Here is a 15,851-nt window from a genome sequence, read left to right on the forward strand (position 1 = left end):
CGACGCCGCCATCTCCCGCGTCCTGCTCGCCGGCTCGGTGGTGATCGACGTCGGCCGGGCGACGCGGGTGGTCTCGGCGCCGGCGCGGCGGGCGCTGCGGCTCCGGGATCGCGGTTGCCGCTGGCCGGGCTGCGACCGCCAGGTCAACTGGTCGACGCCGCATCACATCGTCGCCTGGAGCAAAAACGGTCCGACCGACCTGGCCAACCTCGTGCTTTTGTGCTTCGCTCACATCGCCTCGTCCACGAGGGGGGATGGCAGGTGGTCAAGGCCGGGCGCGAGTTCCGCTTCCTGCCGCCCGAGCGGGTGGTGATGCGGCGGGCGCGCGGACCGGGTGTGCGCTGGGCGGCCTAGGTCGCGTAATCGCGGAACCGGTGCCTCTCCTACTCTGGGACAGGGCATCCTAGTCAGCCCTGTCGGCGGTAACGAGTGGCAGCTCGACCTCGAACGTGGCCCCTCCGCCCGGCGTTTCGGTGACCTTGACGCGGCCGCCATGGGCGGTGACCACCGCGCTGACGATGGACAGGCCCAGCCCCGCGCCGCCGCTGTCCCGGCTCCGGCTCGGGTCCGCTCGGTAGAAGGGTTCGAATATCCGGTCCATCTGATCGGCCCGCAGGCCTGGGCCGTGGTCCGCGACCGACAGCCGTCCGTTGCCATCCGCTGTCGATACCGCGATGTCGACCGGGCTGAGCTGCGGCGTGTGCACGAGTGCGTTGCGGACCAGGTTGCCCAGAACCTGTCGCAGCCGCGTGTCGTCTCCTTGGACGACCACCGGGCCTGGCGTGCTGAGGCTGATCTCACGCTGCGGCGCGACCGCGCGCGCGTCGGCCACGGCGTCTTCGGCGATGGCCTGCAGGTCGACCGGCTCATTCTCCAGCGGCCGGCCCTGGTCGAGCCGCGCGATGAGCAGCATGTCGTCGACGAGCACCGACATGCGGACGGCCTCCTCTTCGATGCGGCGCCTCGCGAGCTCCGAGTCGGCCGGCGATTTCGCCGCGCCGCGCCGGAGCATCTCCGAGTAACCACGGATCGAGGTCAATGGGGTTCGCAGCTCGTGCGAGGCGTCCGCGACGAAGCGCCGCAGCCGCTGTTCGGTCTCGGTGCTCTGGGCGAACGCCGCCTCGATCTGGCTGAGCATGCCGTTCAGGGCCAGACCAAGCCGCCCGATCTCGGTTTCCGGTGTCGCGGGCTCGACGCGGCGGCTGAGGTCTCCCGCCGCGATATCCGCCGCCACGACGCCCATTCGCTGCAGCGGTCGCAGCCCGAGTCGGATGATGAGCAGCGCGAGCACCGCGGTTCCGGCGACGACGCTCAGGCCGATCAATGCCTCCAGCAGCAGCAGCTGGCTGAGCGTGGACTGAGCCTCCGTCAGCGGAACCGCAAACACGACGTATTGGCCATCGAACAGGTTCTCGGGCCAGTCGGTCATCCGGTACTGCGACACGCCACCCGTCCCGCTGACGGTGAACGGAGGGGCAGGAGTGTCGATACCCGCGGTCGGCAGGGGCTTCGGCAGCACAGGGCTCGCCGGCCGGGTCGACGTCGAGCCGAACTGCAGCGTGCAGGCCGTGACCACCGTGCCGTCCAGGCCGATGAGCTCGGCGACCGTGCCGGCTGGATACTCGGCCGGAGCGCCCGGCACTCGCCTCGTGCATTGGCCGGCAATGACGGCGACCGCGGTGTCGACCATCGATCGCGTTCCCAGCTGCCGGTCGATCCTGCCGATCAGGGATGACTGCAGGGCTGCGTACGTGGCGATGTCGGAGATCAGCAGTCCGGTGGCCACCAGCGAGATGACACCGATGAGCAGCCGCCCGCGCAGCGACCGGGTCATTTCCTGACCGCGCGGCGGCTCTTCACTTTCTGGGGCGGCGGAGGACATAGCCGACGCCGCGCACGGTCTGGATGAGCGGTGGATCGTGGCGATCGACCTTCCGGCGCAGGTAGCTGATGTACGTCTCCAGGACGCTTGCGTCCCCGCCGAAGTCGTAATGCCACACGTGGTCGAGAATCTGGCTGCGGGTGAGCACGCGGCCCGCGTTGATCAACAGGTAACGGAGCAAGCGGTACTCGGTGTTGGTCAGGTCGACGACGTGGCCGTGACGCCGGACCTCGTGGCCCTCGTCATCCAGCTCGAGGTCCTCGAGCGCGAGCTTGCCGGTTTCGGGCTCCGTGTTGCCGTGCCGCCTCAGCACCACCCGGACTCGTGCCATCAGCTCTTCGACGCTGAAAGGCTTGGTCACGTAGTCGTCGCCGCCGATGGTGAGGCCGTGCACCTTGTCTTCGGTCGCATCCCTGGCGGTGAGAAAGATGATCGGGACCTTTCTGCCCGCGCTGTTCAACCGGCGCAGCACCTCGAGACCGTCGATGTCGGGCAGCATCACGTCGAGAATCACCAGCGCCGGAGAGAACTGGGTCACCGCCGTCAGCGCACCGCGTCCAGTGGCGGCGGTCTTGACGCTGAAGCCTTCATAGCGGAGGGCCATGGCCACGAGCTCGGTGATGTTGGGCTCGTCGTCGACCACGAGCACGCGGGTCCCGTCGGGGTTCACCCCTCAATGCTGGGCTCGATTCCTGGGAAATTGCTCAAAATCCGTTGGGAAGCGACTTGGGGTCTGCCCGGTCGCGATGCCGCCGGAAGGTGGAGCGTGATGCCGGCCGTTCCAGGGGCGGGGCTCGACGGTGGGTAAACTCTGCTGGTCGCGTTAAGCCCCCGTAGCTCAGGGGATAGAGCAGGACGGTCCTAACGTCAAGGTCGGGGGTTCGATTCCCTCCGGGGGCACTTGTGTCGTTGACGGCGAAGCGAATACGCCGGCTGCAGCCCGTCAGGCAGGGGACTCGGCGTGCCGCCTTCAGCGCTGCGCGCGCCAACTCCAGCGCGCCGAGCGGCCGGCGCTGGCCGTCACGAGCTCCTGTTCACGCAGTTGGCGAAGAACTTGACGCATGGTGGCGTCGCTGATGCCGGGGAGCGCCTGACGAAGGTTTGAAGCCGGGTGCACCATCTACTCGTGCACGGTGGCCATCAGCCCATGAGCTGTGCCACGCGGGCGCCGATCAGGCCGCGGCCGGTGCCGGAAGGTAGGGCATCGGGTCGACGACCTGGCCCTCCACCCGCAGCTCGAAGTGCACGTGCGGCCCGGTCGAGTACCCCGTCGATCCCTCCAGCCCGACACGCTGCCCGCGCACGACCAGGTCATCGACCAAGACGTCGGTCTCGAGCAGGTGGCCGTACAGGGTCATGATCCCGCCGCCGTGGGCGACGACGACGTAGTTCCCGTAGCCCACCCCCGAGTGGCCGACCGCAACCACGATGCCGTCGGCGGCGGCCAGCACCGGGGTGCCCAGCGGAGCGGCGATGTCGATGCCGGTGTGGAAGTGGGGGAACGGTCCGAGCGGGGGTTCGAGGACGAGGTTGGTCGGGCCGAACGGCTGCGTCACGCGCGCGCCGGCCATCGGCCAGGCAAGGGTCAATCCGGCCACGGTCCTGCTCGCCGGCAGTTCCCCCGCCACCAGCGCGAGCCCCGTCCCCACCTGGGCCTGGTTCCATGCCTGCTGGTACGCCCTTTGAAGCAGGTCCAGCTCCTCCTGCTCGAGCAGCTGGGCGAGGTTGGCCGTCACCTCGGGAGGCTGGTTTTGCAGCCCGGCGGCAGCGTCCTGAAGGCGCTTCGTGAGCCCGGCCAGCTGGTTGTTGATGCCGTTCTGGGTGTTCATCAGCACCTCCAGAGCGCCGAGGTCGGCGACGAGCCCGTCTCGCAGCGCGTGCTCGCGGTCCAGCTCGGCTGCGAGGTCGGCACGGTCGGCCTGCAGCTTTTCGAGGTCGGCTTGCAGCCGCGCCTGCAAGGCGTGCGCGCGCTGGCCGGCGACGACAAGGTCGGCGGTGGCGAGGATCGCGTCACGCAGGTTTCCGGTACGAGCGACGAGGACCAATAGCGAATCGGGCTGCCGGTAGATCGCTCGCGCCATGGCGGCGACCTGCGTCCTCTCGACTTCGATGCGGTCCTGGGTCTGCGAGATCTGCGTGTCGAGCTGGGAGATCCGGTCTTCGAGGCCGGCGATGCGAGCCTCCTCGCGGGCGATCTGGTCGGTCAAGATCCGCTCGCTCGCGGCTGTCTGGTCGAGTACGAGCGCCAGCTGCTGCTCGGCGGTCAGCGCTTGGGCGAGGTCGCCGCCAAGCTGTGCCCGCAGATGGTCGTACGCGGCCTGCGTCGCGTCCGGCGCCGGGCAGGTCGGCGCGGGCGAGGCCAGCCGTGCGCCGGAAGCCGCACTGGTGCCCGCTGGACTGGGCGACGGGCACGTCGACGGATTCGCGGCGCCTGCGCTCGAGACCTGCAGCGCGAGCAGCGCGCCGGCCAGGGCCAGCGCGCCCAATCCGCGAGTCACGCGCGGATCTGCCGGAAGCCGAGCGTCGCGGTCAGCGCGCCCAGGACCAGGCCGGCCGCGATGACGGTGGCGAGCACGAGCTGGACCAGATCGGGACCGACGCCCGGCAGGACCTGGGCGTACGTGGCGGATGCCAAGTGATTGGCGAGGAGCCAGGCGCCCGCGACCGCCGCGGCCGCCAGCGCGCCGGCCAGCGCGCCGGTCGTGAGGCCCTCGACGACGAACGGCCCGCGAAGCATCCAGCCCGCGGCGCCCAGGAGGCGCGTCACCTTCACCTCATCCCGTCGCGCCGCGGCAATGCCGCGCATCGCGTTGGCGATCACCGCGTAAGCGACCAAAGCGAACAGCAGGACGAGCCCGCCGCCCACCGCGCCGGCGACGAGCGCGACCCGGCGGAGCCGCGAATAGGTGTCTGGATCGTAGGAGGTCGGGTACGAGGAGTCCACAGCTGGATCTCCGGTGACGGAGGCGGCGACCACTCCGACGTTCGTCACCTGCCGAACCTGGACGTCAAGGCTCGCTGGAAACGGGTTGGTCGTGCTCAGGCTCGCCAGGTTGTCGAGACCGGGATGGCTGCCCGCCTCGGCCAGCGCCGCCTCGGGGCTCAACTCGGTGACCGAAGCCACCCTGGGGTCCGCGACGAGGCGAGCCTTGAGCGCCGACACGGCATCAGGCGTCGCGCCCGCTGCCAGGTAGACGCGCACGATCGAGGCCTGCGCGGCCTGCTGGGCCGCGACGCGGTCGAGGGCAAGCCCGACCAGGGCGAGCGCCCCGCAAAAGACGAGCAGCAAGGCCATCGATCCCAGCGCCGGTGCGGTCAGTCGCAGGTCACGAGTCCAGCTGCGCAGCCCGCCGAACACCACGAGCCGGAAGCTGTTGGCGCACAGCGCAACCAGCCGGCGCCAGACCGGAAGTCGGGACGGCCGCGCCGCGCGCTTTCGCGGCCGCTCGTGGACTGGAAGCAGGCGGCGCCACAGCGGTTGCGCGGCATGACCGCCATTGCTTTCAAGCTGCCGCGACCCGTTCAGCAGGACCTTGCCGCTGGGGAGGCGCAGCAGGCGGCTCGAGCGGAACGTTGGCTGATGCGTGGCGACGATGACCGCGGTGCCGTTGGCGGCCGCCTCTTCGAGGAGGCGCATGACGACCTGAGCGTTGTCCTCGTCGACGCCAGCGAGGGGCTCGTCGGCGAGGAGCACTCGAGGGCGTGCGGCCAGCGCGCGGGCGACCGCCACGCGCTGCCTCTCGCCGGCTGAGAGCTGGTGCGGGTACGAGCGCCGCTTGTGCAGCAGGCCGAGGGACTCCAGCGCTTCGAGCGCCCGCTGCCTGGTGGTGCGGTATGGCAGCTGCGGAGCGCGCACCTGCAATGCCAGGACGAGGTTCTCGAGGACGTCGAGTCGCGGCAGCAGCCGCTGCTCCTGAAAGATGAAGGCGACGTCCCTGCGGATCCGTCCCAGGCCGCGGCGCCACCACCGATGCAGACCGCGGCCTTCCACCCACACCTCGCCACGGCTCGGGCGCAGCTGGCCGTGGACGAGGCGCAGAAATGTCGTTTTGCCTGAGCCGCTCGGACCCGTAACCTCGACCAACTCGCCGGGTGTGACGGTGAAGCTGATATCGCTCAGCACAGCCGTCCGGCCGAAGGATTTGGTCACCCGCGTGAGCCGGACCACCGGCTCCGTCGCCACCGCGTCGGCGGCCGGAGGGCGATGATGTGCCGCCCCGTTGTTTTTCGCGCGCATCCCATCGGTGGCCGCGCCGTGCTTCGAGACGCGCGCGCCGTCAGTGGCTACCTGTCGGTATCCCACCCCTTTCCACAGGACAGAGTAGTCCTCGCCACGCTCAGGAAAACCTCAGGTTTCGATGACCGCCGGCGAGGCCGGCGGCCCACCGGCGCCTGCGGCTTGCAGGGTGGCGCAGGTGTTCGTGGTCGTTCAGAAATCTGTATAAGGCACACTAGGAGTCCGAGAATCTGTGGTGTTATTTACACGAGGGTTGGCGTGAGGAGCCGGCATAAGTTGAGGGACGTGCGGATCGAAGGTGGGGGGGAGGACTCGAGCCTTGCCGCTCGGGAGCTGAGCTTTCTCGTGCGGCTCGCTCAGGCGGCGGCTTCGACGCAACGGCCGGACGAGCTGCTGGAGCTCATCATCCGCGAGGCCACGTCGGCGACGGGTACCGACGTGTGTTCGCTTTACCTGGTTACACCCCGCGGCCGCGAGCTGCTGCTGACGGCCACGAACGGGCTCAACGAAAACATGGTGGGCAAGGTGGTCATGCGGTTGGGCGAGGGCATCACGGGCTGGGTCGCTGAGAGCCGGCAGCCGACGGTGGTGCCGGATGTGAGCCAGGAGCCGCATTGGAAGTGGGTGCCGGGCCTCGACGAGGACCGCTTCCAGTCCATGCTCTCGGTGCCCATCGAATCGGGCCCCCGTCTCGTCGGCGTCCTCAACGTGCAGAGCGCCGCGAAGCGCGACTTCGACTCGGGCGACATCGACTTCCTGCGCGCCATCGCGGGCCAGGTGGCGGGGATCCTCGAGCGGAGCGAGCTGCAGCGGCGCATGGAGGCTCAGCTCGCGGAGATCCAGATGTCGCATGACATCCACGAGCGCTTCACGAAGCTCTCGCTCGAAGGCGCCGGCATCCGATCGATCCTCGAGGTTGTCGGCTCGCTGGCGGGCGGGCGGGCTGCGCTCTACTCGGCGGACGGGTACCGGGTGCGGGGAGCGGGGGAGTCGACCGACGGCATGCCCCAGCGCATTCACGTCCCCAGCCCGCTCGCCCAGGCCGGGGCCAGAGAGGTCCGGATCAACGCGGGACGACCGGCGAGGGCGCTGGACGTGGTGCCGGTGCGCGCTGGCTCCGACGTGCTGGGGCTGCTCGCGGTCGGCGTGGATGAGAAGACGGTGGATTCCCACGGCCGGCGCCGTGCCCTCGAGCACGGGTCGACGGTGCTGGCGCTGGAGCTCTCCAAGGAGCGGGCCGCGGCCGAGGTCGAGCGCCGGCTGCGCGGCGATCTGGTCGAAGAGGTCCTTGCCGGCGGACTCGAAGCTGACGAGGCCGAGCGTGTCGCGCGCCAGGCGGAGCGCTTGGGCCACAGACTCCCGCAGCGCGCGTGGGTCGTCGTCCTGGAACCGGACGACGACGACACAGAGGCGGCGCTCGGAGCGCGCGGCCAGCAGGACCGGCTGGACGGCGCGCTCAGCGGCCTGATCCGCTCCCGGCTGCCCGGCGCCCTCACCCTGGTCCGCTCCGCGTCAGCGGTGTTCCTGGTCCCCGACGAGTTGGCTTCCGACCTGCCGACGGTGGAGAAGCTCGCCGGCCAGGTCCTGGCCGCGGCCGCCCCGGTGATGAAGCCCGGCACCGCCTCGGTCGGGATCGGGAACGTGGCCAATGGTGTCGGCGAGCTCGCCCGGTCGCACATCGAAGCCCGACAGGCGCTGCGGCTCACGCGCCGCGCCGGTGGGCGCGGCCGGGTCGCGTCCTATCGCTCGCTGGGAGCGTTCCGGCTGTTGCTGGAGGTGCAGAGCCCCGACGCGCTGCGCCGCTTCGTCGACGAGCTGCTCGGCACGCTGCTGCAGTACGCGCAATCACGGGATACGCCGCTGCTGGAGACGCTCGAGGCTCTTTCGGCGGCGCGCTGGGTGCGGCGGGCGGCCGCCCGGCAGCTGGGGATCCACATCAACTCGATGAGCTACCGGGTGGAGCGGATCCAGGCGCTCACCGGCCTGCAGCTGGACGACCCGGAAACGCGAGTCGCGATCTCCATCGCCCTGCGTGCCCGCGCCATGCTCGGGATGTAGAGAAACAAAAAGGGCCCCGGTCGAACCGGGGCCCTTCGGAGAGTGGTCCTTTAAACGTCGCTGTAGAGCATGAACTCCCACGGGTGCGGCCGCAGAGCCACCTGCTCGACCTCCCGCTTGCGCTTGTAGTCGATCCAGGTGTCGATGACGTCCTTGGTGAAGACCCCGCCCTCCAGGAGGAACGCGTGGTCATTCTCGAGCGCGTCCAGGGCCTCGCCGAGCGAACCCGGCACCGACTTGATCTTGGCCTTCTCTTCGCCGTCGAGCTCGTAGATGTCCTTGTCGACCGGCTCCGGAGGCAGGATCTTGTGCTTGATCCCGTCGAGTCCGGCCATCAGGCAGGCGGCGAACGCGAGGTAGGGGTTCGCGGCCGGGTCAGGCGAGCGGAACTCGACACGCTTGGTCTTGGGGTCGGTCGAGTACATCGGGATCCGGACGCACGCGGAGCGGTTTCGCTTCGAATAGACGAGGTTGATCGGCGCCTCGTAGCCGGGGACCAGCCGTCGATACGAGTTGGTCGTCGGCGCGCAAATGGCAAGCAGCGCCGGCGCGTGCTTGAGCAGTCCGCCGATGTAATGCACGGCGGTCTGGCTCAGGCCGGCATAGCCGTCCGCATCGGCGAACAGGTTCTGCCCGTCCTTCCACAGGCTCTGGTGCACGTGCATCCCGGACCCGTTGTCCTGGAACAGCGGCTTGGGCATGAAGTTCGCCACGTAGCCGTGCTGCGCCGCGACGTTCTTGATCACGTATTTGAAGACCATGAGCTTGTCGCCCATCTTGGTCAGGGAGTCGAAGCGCATGTCGATCTCAGCCTGGCCGGCCGTGCCGACCTCGTGGTGCTGGACCTCGACCCGCACGCCCGCCTCGAGCAGCTTGAGCATGATCTCGGAGCGGAGATCCTGGAACTTGTCTGTCGGCGGCACCGGGAAGTAGCCCTCCTTGTGCCGCGGCCGGAAGGCCAGGTTGGGCTCGGAGTTCTTGCCCGAGTTCCAGATGCCCTCCTCCGAATCGATGTGGTAGTAGCCGCTGTACGCGTTCTGGTCGAAGCGGAGCGAGTTGAAGATGTAGAACTCCGCCTCCGGCCCCCAGTAGCTGACGTCGGCGATCCCCGACCGCTTGAGATGCTCCTCCGCCTTCCTGGCGATGAAGCGCGCGTCGCGGGTGTACGGCTCGCGATTGATGGGGTCGATGACGTCACAGATGAGAAACAGGGTCTTGTGCGATAGGCAGGGGTCGATCGTCGCGGAGTCCGGGTCCGGGATGAGCAGCATGTCGCTCTCATCGATCGCCTGGAAGCCGCGGATGCTGGAGCCGTCGAATCCGAGCCCGTTGGTGAAGCTGTCAACCTGCAGCTCACCGAGCGGCAGGCTGAAATGCTGCCACGTGCCGGGAAGGTCGATGAAGCGGACGTCGACGATCTCGACGCCCTGGGCTTTCGCCCGCTCGATCACCTCGCGCGGGCTGGTCTTGCTGACGGACTTGGTCTGTATCGCCATTTACCCTCCTGAACCTGGGATTGCCGGGCGCGCTGGGCGCCCCTCGAATTTGACGGGCTCATGGCCATCGTAGGCGCCGAGCCGGCGAGGTTCACGGTGGCACTGGCACGAATTGGAAGCCACCGTTTATGTGTGGTTGACACGAGGAGAAATATCCACAGGTCGCACGGCTCGTGCGCTCTGCACAGGCTGAAGGGGGTTGGTTCGTACTCACCACACGTTTCGGCGGGCTGGCTGCGGGCCTAGCCTCATCGTCGAGCCGTCCCGGCGGCATCCACATTCGGAGGTGACGTCAGCCTTGCCCACGCCGAGTCAAGACCTGAAGCGGTTGGAATCATCCCCTCACCGGACCTCTTCCCATGGGGAGAGGGCAGTCGCGCGAGCAGTCGGGAAGCGGAGTGCGGCGCTGGCCGTCGCCGCGGGCATGGCCTTGCTCGCCGCCCTTCTGCCGGCCGGCGTCCTCGCCGACGACAGCACCGCAACCCAGGCGGCGGGCGTCGCGGCGGACACGGTGTGGGTGATCGTCGCCGCCTGCTTCGTGATGTTCATGCAGGCCGGCTTCGCCATGCTCGAGGTCGGTTTCAGCCGCATGAAGAACGTGGGCACGGTGGTCGCCAAGGTGGTGACCAACCTGAGCGTCAGCTCGGTCGCGTACTGGGCGGTCGGCTTCGGGGTGGCATTTGGCGCGGGAGGGCTCTTCGCCGTCATCGGCGGCAGCGGTTTCTTTCCCACCTTCAGCCCGGGCTCGCAGCTGAACCTGCCGGCAATCGCCTCCAGCACCGCGCCCGCCGCCGCCAAATGGTTCTTCGAGTTCGTGTTCTGCGCCGTCTCCCTGGCGATCGTCTGGGGGACGATGCTCGAACGGACCAAGTTCATCGTCTACATCCTGTTCGGCATCCCGTTTGCCGCTTTCATCTATCCGTTGGTCAGCCACCAGCTGTTCGGCGGCGGGTTCTTGATGGCGACTCTGGGTTCGCAGGACTTCGCCGGCTCGACGGTCGTCCACCTCACCGGCGCGACGGCCGGTTTCGCGGGCCTGCTCCTGCTCGGGCCGCGCATCGGCAAGTACGAACGCGGGCGAGCCAACGCGATCCCCGGCCACAACATGCCGCTTGCCCAGCTGGGCGTTCTCATCCTCTGGTTCGGGTGGTTCGGGTTCAATCCCGGCTCCACCCTCAACGCGACCAATCTGCACTTCGCGGACGTGGTGGTGGTGACGAACCTTGCCGCCGCCGGGGGCGCGGTGGCCGCGCTCGCCACGGTCTACATGATCACCAGGACCATGGATGTCGGCATGATCGGCAACGGCGCCATCGCGGCGCTGGTCGCCATCACCGCACCGTCAGGCTATGTCGAACCCTGGGCCGCGATCGTCATCGGAGCGGTCGCGGGCGTGATCGTGGTCGTGGGCGTGCTCGCCCTCGACCGGTACGTTGACGATCCGGTCGGCGCCCTGCCGGCCCACGGCCTGGCGGGCATCTGGGGCACGCTGAGCTGCGGATTGTTCACCGTGCCGGCGCTGGCCAAGTTCAACGGCGTTGGTCAGGGCGGCCTGTTCTACACCGGCAGCTTCCACCAGCTCGGCGCGCAGGCGATCGCCGTCACCGCGTCATTCGTGACGGTGTTCGTCCTCAGCTACGGGCTGTTCTGGGTCATCAAGCGCACGGTCGGCCTGCGCGTCTCCGCGTCCGAAGAGATGGAGGGCCTGGACATCAGCGAGCACGGGATGTGGGGTTACCCCGAGTCCTTCATGCCCGTCCCGGGCGGCGTCTACCGGCAGCCGGACACGCCGACCGTCAACCCCCACCGGGGCCACGAACCGGCGGGCGCCGCGCAACAGGAGGTGGCGTCGGCATGAAGATGGTGGTCGCGATCATCCGTCACGAGCGGCTGCAGGAGGTCCAGGACGTGCTGGACGAGTGCGGGGTGTCGGGCGTCACCGTCACGGAGGTCAAAGGCTGCGGCGCGCAGCGAGGCTACACGGAGAAATACCGCGGAGCCGCCGTTCACATCTCGCTGCGGCCCCGGCTCAAGGTCGAAGCGGTGATGAAGACGGAGATAGTGGCGACAGTGGTCGACAAGATGGCCGTCGCCGCACGCACGGGCGAGGTGGGCGACGGCAAGATCTTCGTCATCGGCGTCGACGACGCGGTGCGCATCAGAACGGGCGAGCACGGCCCGGAGACGGTGCAGCATGCGCAAAGAGCGATGTGGGGCCATTGACGGAACAGGTGAGAGGGAACCCGCAGGGTTCCCTCTCACGGCGCTTTCTACGGGTTAGGCGGCGGCGACGCCGACGTTCTTTTCGATCCAGGCCTTGATCGGGGCCGCCCCACCGGGGTAGCCGACCAGCCGGTCGACCAGCTTCCCGTCACGGAACAGGCCCAGGGTCGGGATCCCCATCACGCCGTAGCGGATGGCGATGTCCTGGTTGAGATCGACGTCGAGCTTGCCGATGGTCACCTTGCCCGCATACTCACCGGCCAGCTGTTCCACGACCGGCGTCATCATGCGGCAGGGGCCGCACCAGTCGGCGTAGAAATCGACCATCACGGGCTCGCTGGCTTGGAGCACGTCGGCCTCGAAGGTCTGGCTGTCGAAGTGCTTGATGTTGTTCATGTCCACTGAAAGCGCGGCGCCGCTGAAGCTATTCCGACCCCTCCAAGCCGGCGGTCCCATAATCGGGCGGTGACCACCCTCCCCGCGGACCGCCCGGCGCCGGCTCTCGAGCAGGCGTGGCGGCAGTTCGGCGCCCGCCTGTTCGAGGCTGCCCCCGGTCTTGTCACCTGGGTGCTTCTGCTGGCGCCGGCGTGGATCCCGATCGTCTTCCAATCGCCTGGAGCGCTGGCGGTCGCGGTCTCGGTCCTGGTCTTCGACATCTACTGGATGCTGCGCGCGATCACGGTGGTGACCGGGGTCTACAGCACGCTGTTCCGGATGCGGCGGGACATGGGGCAGGACTGGCTGGCGCTGTGTCGCGAGGATCAGGCGCATGGCGCCCACGACCCGCTTCAGTACTACCACCTGTGCGTCATCCCGACCTATACCGAGCCGTACCACGTGCTCGAGCGGACGGTGCAGGCGATCGTGGATTCCAACTACCCGCCCGAGCTGAAGATGGTCGGGATCATCACCCGCGAGACGGACAAGCCAGGGTGGGAGAACGTGGCCCGGTTGAAGGCCAAGTTCGGGGACCAGGTACGCGGCTTTTATCACATCAAAGACCCGCTCGAGCCCGGGATCGTGATCGGCAAATCCGCCGCCATGAACTGGGGCGGCCGCTGGATGGTCCGGGTGCTGACCGAGGAGGGTTACGACCTCGGTCAGGTGCTCATCACCGACCTGGATTCCGATTACCGCGTCCATCCGCAGTACTTCGCGTGGATCAGCTGGCATCACGCCCGGGAGGCGATGCGCGATTACCTGATCTGGCAGCCGGTGCCGCTGTTCCACAACAACATCTGGCAGGTGCCGATGGCCGTGCGGATCATGTCGTCGAGCACGTCGCAGTGGCAGATGTTCCTGCATTCGCGGCCCCACCGCCTCGTGGCCTTCAGCAGCTACACGTGCAGCCTGGAGTTCGTGCACGGCGTGGGCTATTGGGACAAGGACGTGATCCCGGAAGACTCGCGGTTCTACTGGAAGGCCTTCTTCACCTTCGGCGAGCGCTTTGCCGTCAAGTCGGTCTACCTGCCGCTGTACGGCGATTCACCCAAGTCCCGCGACTACGCGTCGACTCACATGAGCCAGTACAACCAGATCAAGCGTTGGGCGTGGGGCATTACCGACGTGCCATATGTCCTCGCCCGCCTGTTCAAGCATCCCGAGATCCCGCTGGGGCTGCGGATCAGGCGCTTCATGAACCTGTTCCTGAACCACCTGAACTGGATCTTCCTGCCGCTGTTCCTGATGTTCGGCGCCTCGGTGCCCATCTGGGTGAGCGTCGACTTCTCGCTCACCGACCTGGGCCAGACGCTGTGGTCTTACTCCGGCATCCTGTTGTCGACCACGCTGTCGACGGTGGTCTTCTTCGTGTACGTCGAAATCAGGATGCTGCCGCCGAAGCCGGCCGAATGGCCGCTCTGGAAGAAAGGAGCCGTCCACCTGCAGTACCTCGCGTACCCGATCGTCGGCCTGGTCCTGAGCGTGCTGCCCGCGTTGGAGGCCCACACCCGGCTGCTGATGGGCCGCTACCTGGAATATCGCGTCACCGAGAAGGTGTGACGGGCGAAGCGACTCGTGCGGGTGGCTGTCTCAGGCCCCGCAGACGGGGCTGTTGATGATCCAGGGCAGGCAGAACTGCGGCCCGGCCAGGGCCCATATGGTCAGCAGCGCGACGATGCTCAGGCCGACCACCCAGAGCGTGCCGGTGATGATGTTGCGCCCGGGCACCGGCCAGGTCCTCCAGCCGAGGCGGCGGGCCATCTTGGGGCCGGCGATGGAGTCGATGAACGGCCAGAGCAGGAGCCCGACGACCACGATCGGCGGGATGACCAGGGACATGATCAGCTCCGGTCCGAGCTTCAGGAACTGGAACAGGAAGAGGAAGTACCAGTCGGGCCGCGGGATCGTGACCGTGCGCGGATCGGCCGACGTTTCCAGCTGCAGGTTCCTCTGCACGAAGGCGGCGAGCAGGCCGACCGTCACCAGCATCATCACGGCGATGATCGGGTAGGGCCAGAAGTGATCCGGGAAGAACGGATGGGTCTCGTCGTCGGGCATGTCATCCGCGAGGTGATGCCCGGCTGCGCCCATCAGGATGGGGAACAGGGCGAGGCCGACCAGCACCGGGTACAGGATGTGGTCGGGGCCGACCGGCAGACGCTTCCATTCAGGCTCGAGGGTGTGGCCGGAAGGGGACTCGGCTTCGACGACCGGCACCCGGACCGCTGTGGCTGCGCCCGGACCCTCCCGGCGGATGTCTTCGCTCATCTCACATCGGCTCCGAGATGCCGTGAGCGCGGATGAAGCGGAAGTGCACGTACATCAACAGCGTGATCAGGGCCGGGAGAAGGAACACGTGGATGGTGAAGAAGCGCTGGAGGGTGGGCGGTCCCACCACGGGTCCGCCCTGCAGCACGTCCTTGATGAAGGCGCCGAGCTGCGCCGGCGGAGCGGAGCCCGCGATCTTGATCGTGACCTCGGTGGCGAAGTAGGCCTTGGTGTCCCAGGGCAGGAGGTAACCGGTGAGCGAGAAGGCAAGGACGATCAGCAGCATGAGCACGCCGACCATCCAGTTGAGCTCACGCGGTGCGCGGTAGGATCCGGTCCAGTAGACCCTCGCCATGTGGACCAGCACCATGATGATCAGCAGGTTGGCGCCCCAGAAGTGGACGCCGCGGATCAGCCAGCCCAGGTACACGCTGTTCTGGATGAAATTGACGCTGGTGTAGGCGGGCGCCGGGCTGCCGGTCGCGTCGGGGACGTAGTAGAGCGCGAGCAGGATGCCGGTCAGCAGCTGCAGGACGATGAGGATGAAGACCATCCCGCCAAAGCAGTAGTAGAAAGCGTTGGCGAAGTTCGGCACGCGCTGGTAGAGGGCTTCGTCGACCGACTTCGTGAACGGATAGCGCTCGTCCAGCCAGTCCACGACCGCCATCTGGATTTCGCGCGGGTGGGGGATTGCCATCAGGATTCCCTAAAACCCGAGGGTGATGCCGTCCACCTGGATGGTGTTGGGGTCATCGCCTTGCTTCCAGCTGAGGTGCGAAAGTGGATAGGCAGCCGGGCCGTGGCGCACGGTCCCGTCGAGATGGAACTTTGAGCCGTGGCACGGGCAGTCGAAGCCGGACTTGTCCGAGTTGACGGCGACCGAGCATCCGAGGTGTGAGCAGTTGATGGCGAGCACCTCCACCTTGCCCTGGTTCTTGACCACGAACCCACCGAACGCAAGGTCGCCGGCGGCGTTGTCGCCACCGCCGTCGGCCATGATGAAGGCCGAATTGGGGCTCGTCGGAGCGTCGAACTTGATCGCCTCTCCGTCACCGAGCTGATCGATGGCCTTGTCGAGAGAAACCTTCACCGGTTGCTTCTTCTGGCCCTTCGGCGGAGCCGGCCAGAGGTAGACCAGGATGGGAGCGAGTCCGGTGACGACCGTCGCCGTCATGAGCATGGCCATCCACCAACCGAGAAAGGTTCGTCGTGTGAGCTGCTGCGGCGCTGAGGCGTCTGCCATCCG

General features: G+C 67.8%; 14 protein-coding genes and 1 tRNA gene. 6 read left to right on the forward strand and 9 right to left on the reverse strand.

Translation table 11 applies throughout. The features are described 5' to 3' along the window. On the forward strand, positions 1-313 hold a 313-nt coding region (locus EPN29_06385), incomplete at its 5' end, for an HNH endonuclease (GenBank protein TAN33172.1). Between the two features lie 90 nt (positions 314-403). Here EPN29_06385 and EPN29_06390 read toward each other — a convergent pair. Beyond that, complete coding sequence (locus tag EPN29_06390; protein TAN33173.1) at positions 404-1,834, reverse strand: HAMP domain-containing histidine kinase; 1,431 nt, start codon at positions 1,832-1,834, stop codon at positions 404-406. A gap of 22 nt (positions 1,835-1,856) precedes the next feature. Then, the gene (locus tag EPN29_06395) at positions 1,857-2,486 is read right to left on the reverse strand and encodes a response regulator transcription factor (GenBank protein TAN33224.1); all 630 of its coding nucleotides are present in this window, start codon (positions 2,484-2,486) and stop codon (positions 1,857-1,859) included. Positions 2,487-2,709: 223 nt separating this feature from the next. Here EPN29_06395 and EPN29_06400 point away from each other — a divergent pair. Further along, positions 2,710-2,782, forward strand: a tRNA-Arg gene (locus tag EPN29_06400). Positions 2,783-3,054: 272 nt separating this feature from the next. Here the strand turns inward: EPN29_06400 and EPN29_06405 are convergent. Together EPN29_06405 and EPN29_06410 are read right to left on the reverse strand one after the other, a co-directional pair. Then, positions 3,055-4,380: a hypothetical protein gene (locus EPN29_06405; protein ID TAN33174.1), complete on the reverse strand. Its 1,326-nt coding sequence runs from the start codon at positions 4,378-4,380 to the stop codon at positions 3,055-3,057. After that, positions 4,377-6,119, reverse strand: coding sequence for an ATP-binding cassette domain-containing protein (locus tag EPN29_06410; protein TAN33175.1), 1,743 nt, complete (start codon positions 6,117-6,119; stop codon positions 4,377-4,379). The genes EPN29_06405 and EPN29_06410 overlap by 4 nt, the downstream gene beginning before the upstream one ends. On the opposite strand from EPN29_06410, the gene EPN29_06415 reads away from it, so the two are divergent. After that, complete coding sequence (locus EPN29_06415; protein TAN33176.1) at positions 6,087-8,177, forward strand: GAF domain-containing protein; 2,091 nt, start codon at positions 6,087-6,089, stop codon at positions 8,175-8,177. The genes EPN29_06410 and EPN29_06415 overlap by 33 nt on opposite strands. Positions 8,178-8,227: 50 nt before the next feature. On the opposite strand, the gene glnA is transcribed toward EPN29_06415, so the two are convergent. Further along, positions 8,228-9,673 (reverse strand): type I glutamate--ammonia ligase, encoded by a 1,446-nt coding sequence (glnA, locus tag EPN29_06420; protein TAN33177.1) that lies wholly within the window; start codon positions 9,671-9,673, stop codon positions 8,228-8,230. 424 nt (positions 9,674-10,097) lie between these two features. Here glnA and EPN29_06425 point away from each other — a divergent pair, with 424 nt between their 5' ends. Both EPN29_06425 and EPN29_06430 read left to right on the forward strand, forming a co-directional pair. Beyond that, complete coding sequence (locus tag EPN29_06425) at positions 10,098-11,531, forward strand: ammonium transporter (GenBank protein ID TAN33178.1); 1,434 nt, start codon at positions 10,098-10,100, stop codon at positions 11,529-11,531. Further along, positions 11,528-11,896: a P-II family nitrogen regulator gene (locus tag EPN29_06430; protein ID TAN33179.1), complete on the forward strand. Its 369-nt coding sequence runs from the start codon at positions 11,528-11,530 to the stop codon at positions 11,894-11,896. Before EPN29_06425 ends, EPN29_06430 begins: the two co-directional genes overlap by 4 nt. Before the next feature lie 54 nt (positions 11,897-11,950). Here EPN29_06430 and trxA read toward each other — a convergent pair whose 3' ends face one another. Then, positions 11,951-12,298 carry a thioredoxin gene (trxA, locus tag EPN29_06435; GenBank protein TAN33225.1) on the reverse strand — a complete coding sequence of 116 codons (348 nt, stop codon included), beginning with the start codon at positions 12,296-12,298 and terminating at the stop codon, positions 11,951-11,953. A gap of 63 nt (positions 12,299-12,361) precedes the next feature. On the opposite strand from trxA, the gene EPN29_06440 reads away from it, so the two are divergent. Beyond that, positions 12,362-13,897 (forward strand): glycosyltransferase family 2 protein, encoded by a 1,536-nt coding sequence (locus EPN29_06440; GenBank protein ID TAN33180.1) that lies wholly within the window; start codon positions 12,362-12,364, stop codon positions 13,895-13,897. A 30-nt stretch (positions 13,898-13,927) separates the two neighbouring features. On the opposite strand, the gene EPN29_06445 is transcribed toward EPN29_06440, so the two are convergent. The 3 genes from EPN29_06445 to EPN29_06455 are packed head-to-tail and all read right to left on the reverse strand — an operon-like array spanning position 13,928 to position 15,848. Continuing rightward, positions 13,928-14,605, reverse strand: a complete 678-nt coding sequence (locus EPN29_06445) for a hypothetical protein (GenBank protein TAN33181.1) — start codon at positions 14,603-14,605, stop codon at positions 13,928-13,930. 1 nt (position 14,606) lies between these two features. Next, positions 14,607-15,302 (reverse strand): cytochrome b6, encoded by a 696-nt coding sequence (locus EPN29_06450; GenBank protein TAN33182.1) that lies wholly within the window; start codon positions 15,300-15,302, stop codon positions 14,607-14,609. A 9-nt stretch (positions 15,303-15,311) separates the two neighbouring features. Then, positions 15,312-15,848 carry a ubiquinol-cytochrome c reductase iron-sulfur subunit gene (locus EPN29_06455; protein TAN33183.1) on the reverse strand — a complete coding sequence of 179 codons (537 nt, stop codon included), beginning with the start codon at positions 15,846-15,848 and terminating at the stop codon, positions 15,312-15,314. Positions 15,849-15,851: the final 3 nt, after the last annotated feature.

This window comes from bacterium (assembly GCA_004299235.1).
Taxonomy (GTDB): Bacteria; Chloroflexota; Dormibacteria; order Dormibacterales; family Dormibacteraceae; genus SCQL01.

What these genes read in the sequence shown, in the direction of transcription:
- EPN29_06390 (TAN33173.1), bottom strand. Translation starts at nt 1,834, where the DNA reads ATGACCCGGTCGCTGCGCGGGCGGCTGCTCATCGGTGTCATCTCGCTG.
- EPN29_06395 (TAN33224.1), bottom strand. Translation starts at nt 2,486, where the DNA reads ATGGCCCTCCGCTATGAAGGCTTCAGCGTCAAGACCGCCGCCACTGGA.
- EPN29_06415 (TAN33176.1), top strand. Translation starts at nt 6,087, where the DNA reads ATGATGTGCCGCCCCGTTGTTTTTCGCGCGCATCCCATCGGTGGCCGC.
- EPN29_06410 (TAN33175.1), bottom strand. Translation starts at nt 6,119, where the DNA reads ATGCGCGCGAAAAACAACGGGGCGGCACATCATCGCCCTCCGGCCGCC.
- glnA (TAN33177.1), bottom strand. Translation starts at nt 9,673, where the DNA reads ATGGCGATACAGACCAAGTCCGTCAGCAAGACCAGCCCGCGCGAGGTG.
- EPN29_06425 (TAN33178.1), top strand. Translation starts at nt 10,098, where the DNA reads ATGGCCTTGCTCGCCGCCCTTCTGCCGGCCGGCGTCCTCGCCGACGAC.
- EPN29_06430 (TAN33179.1), top strand. Translation starts at nt 11,528, where the DNA reads ATGAAGATGGTGGTCGCGATCATCCGTCACGAGCGGCTGCAGGAGGTC.
- EPN29_06445 (TAN33181.1), bottom strand. Translation starts at nt 14,605, where the DNA reads ATGAGCGAAGACATCCGCCGGGAGGGTCCGGGCGCAGCCACAGCGGTC.
- EPN29_06450 (TAN33182.1), bottom strand. Translation starts at nt 15,302, where the DNA reads ATGGCAATCCCCCACCCGCGCGAAATCCAGATGGCGGTCGTGGACTGG.
- EPN29_06455 (TAN33183.1), bottom strand. Translation starts at nt 15,848, where the DNA reads ATGGCAGACGCCTCAGCGCCGCAGCAGCTCACACGACGAACCTTTCTC.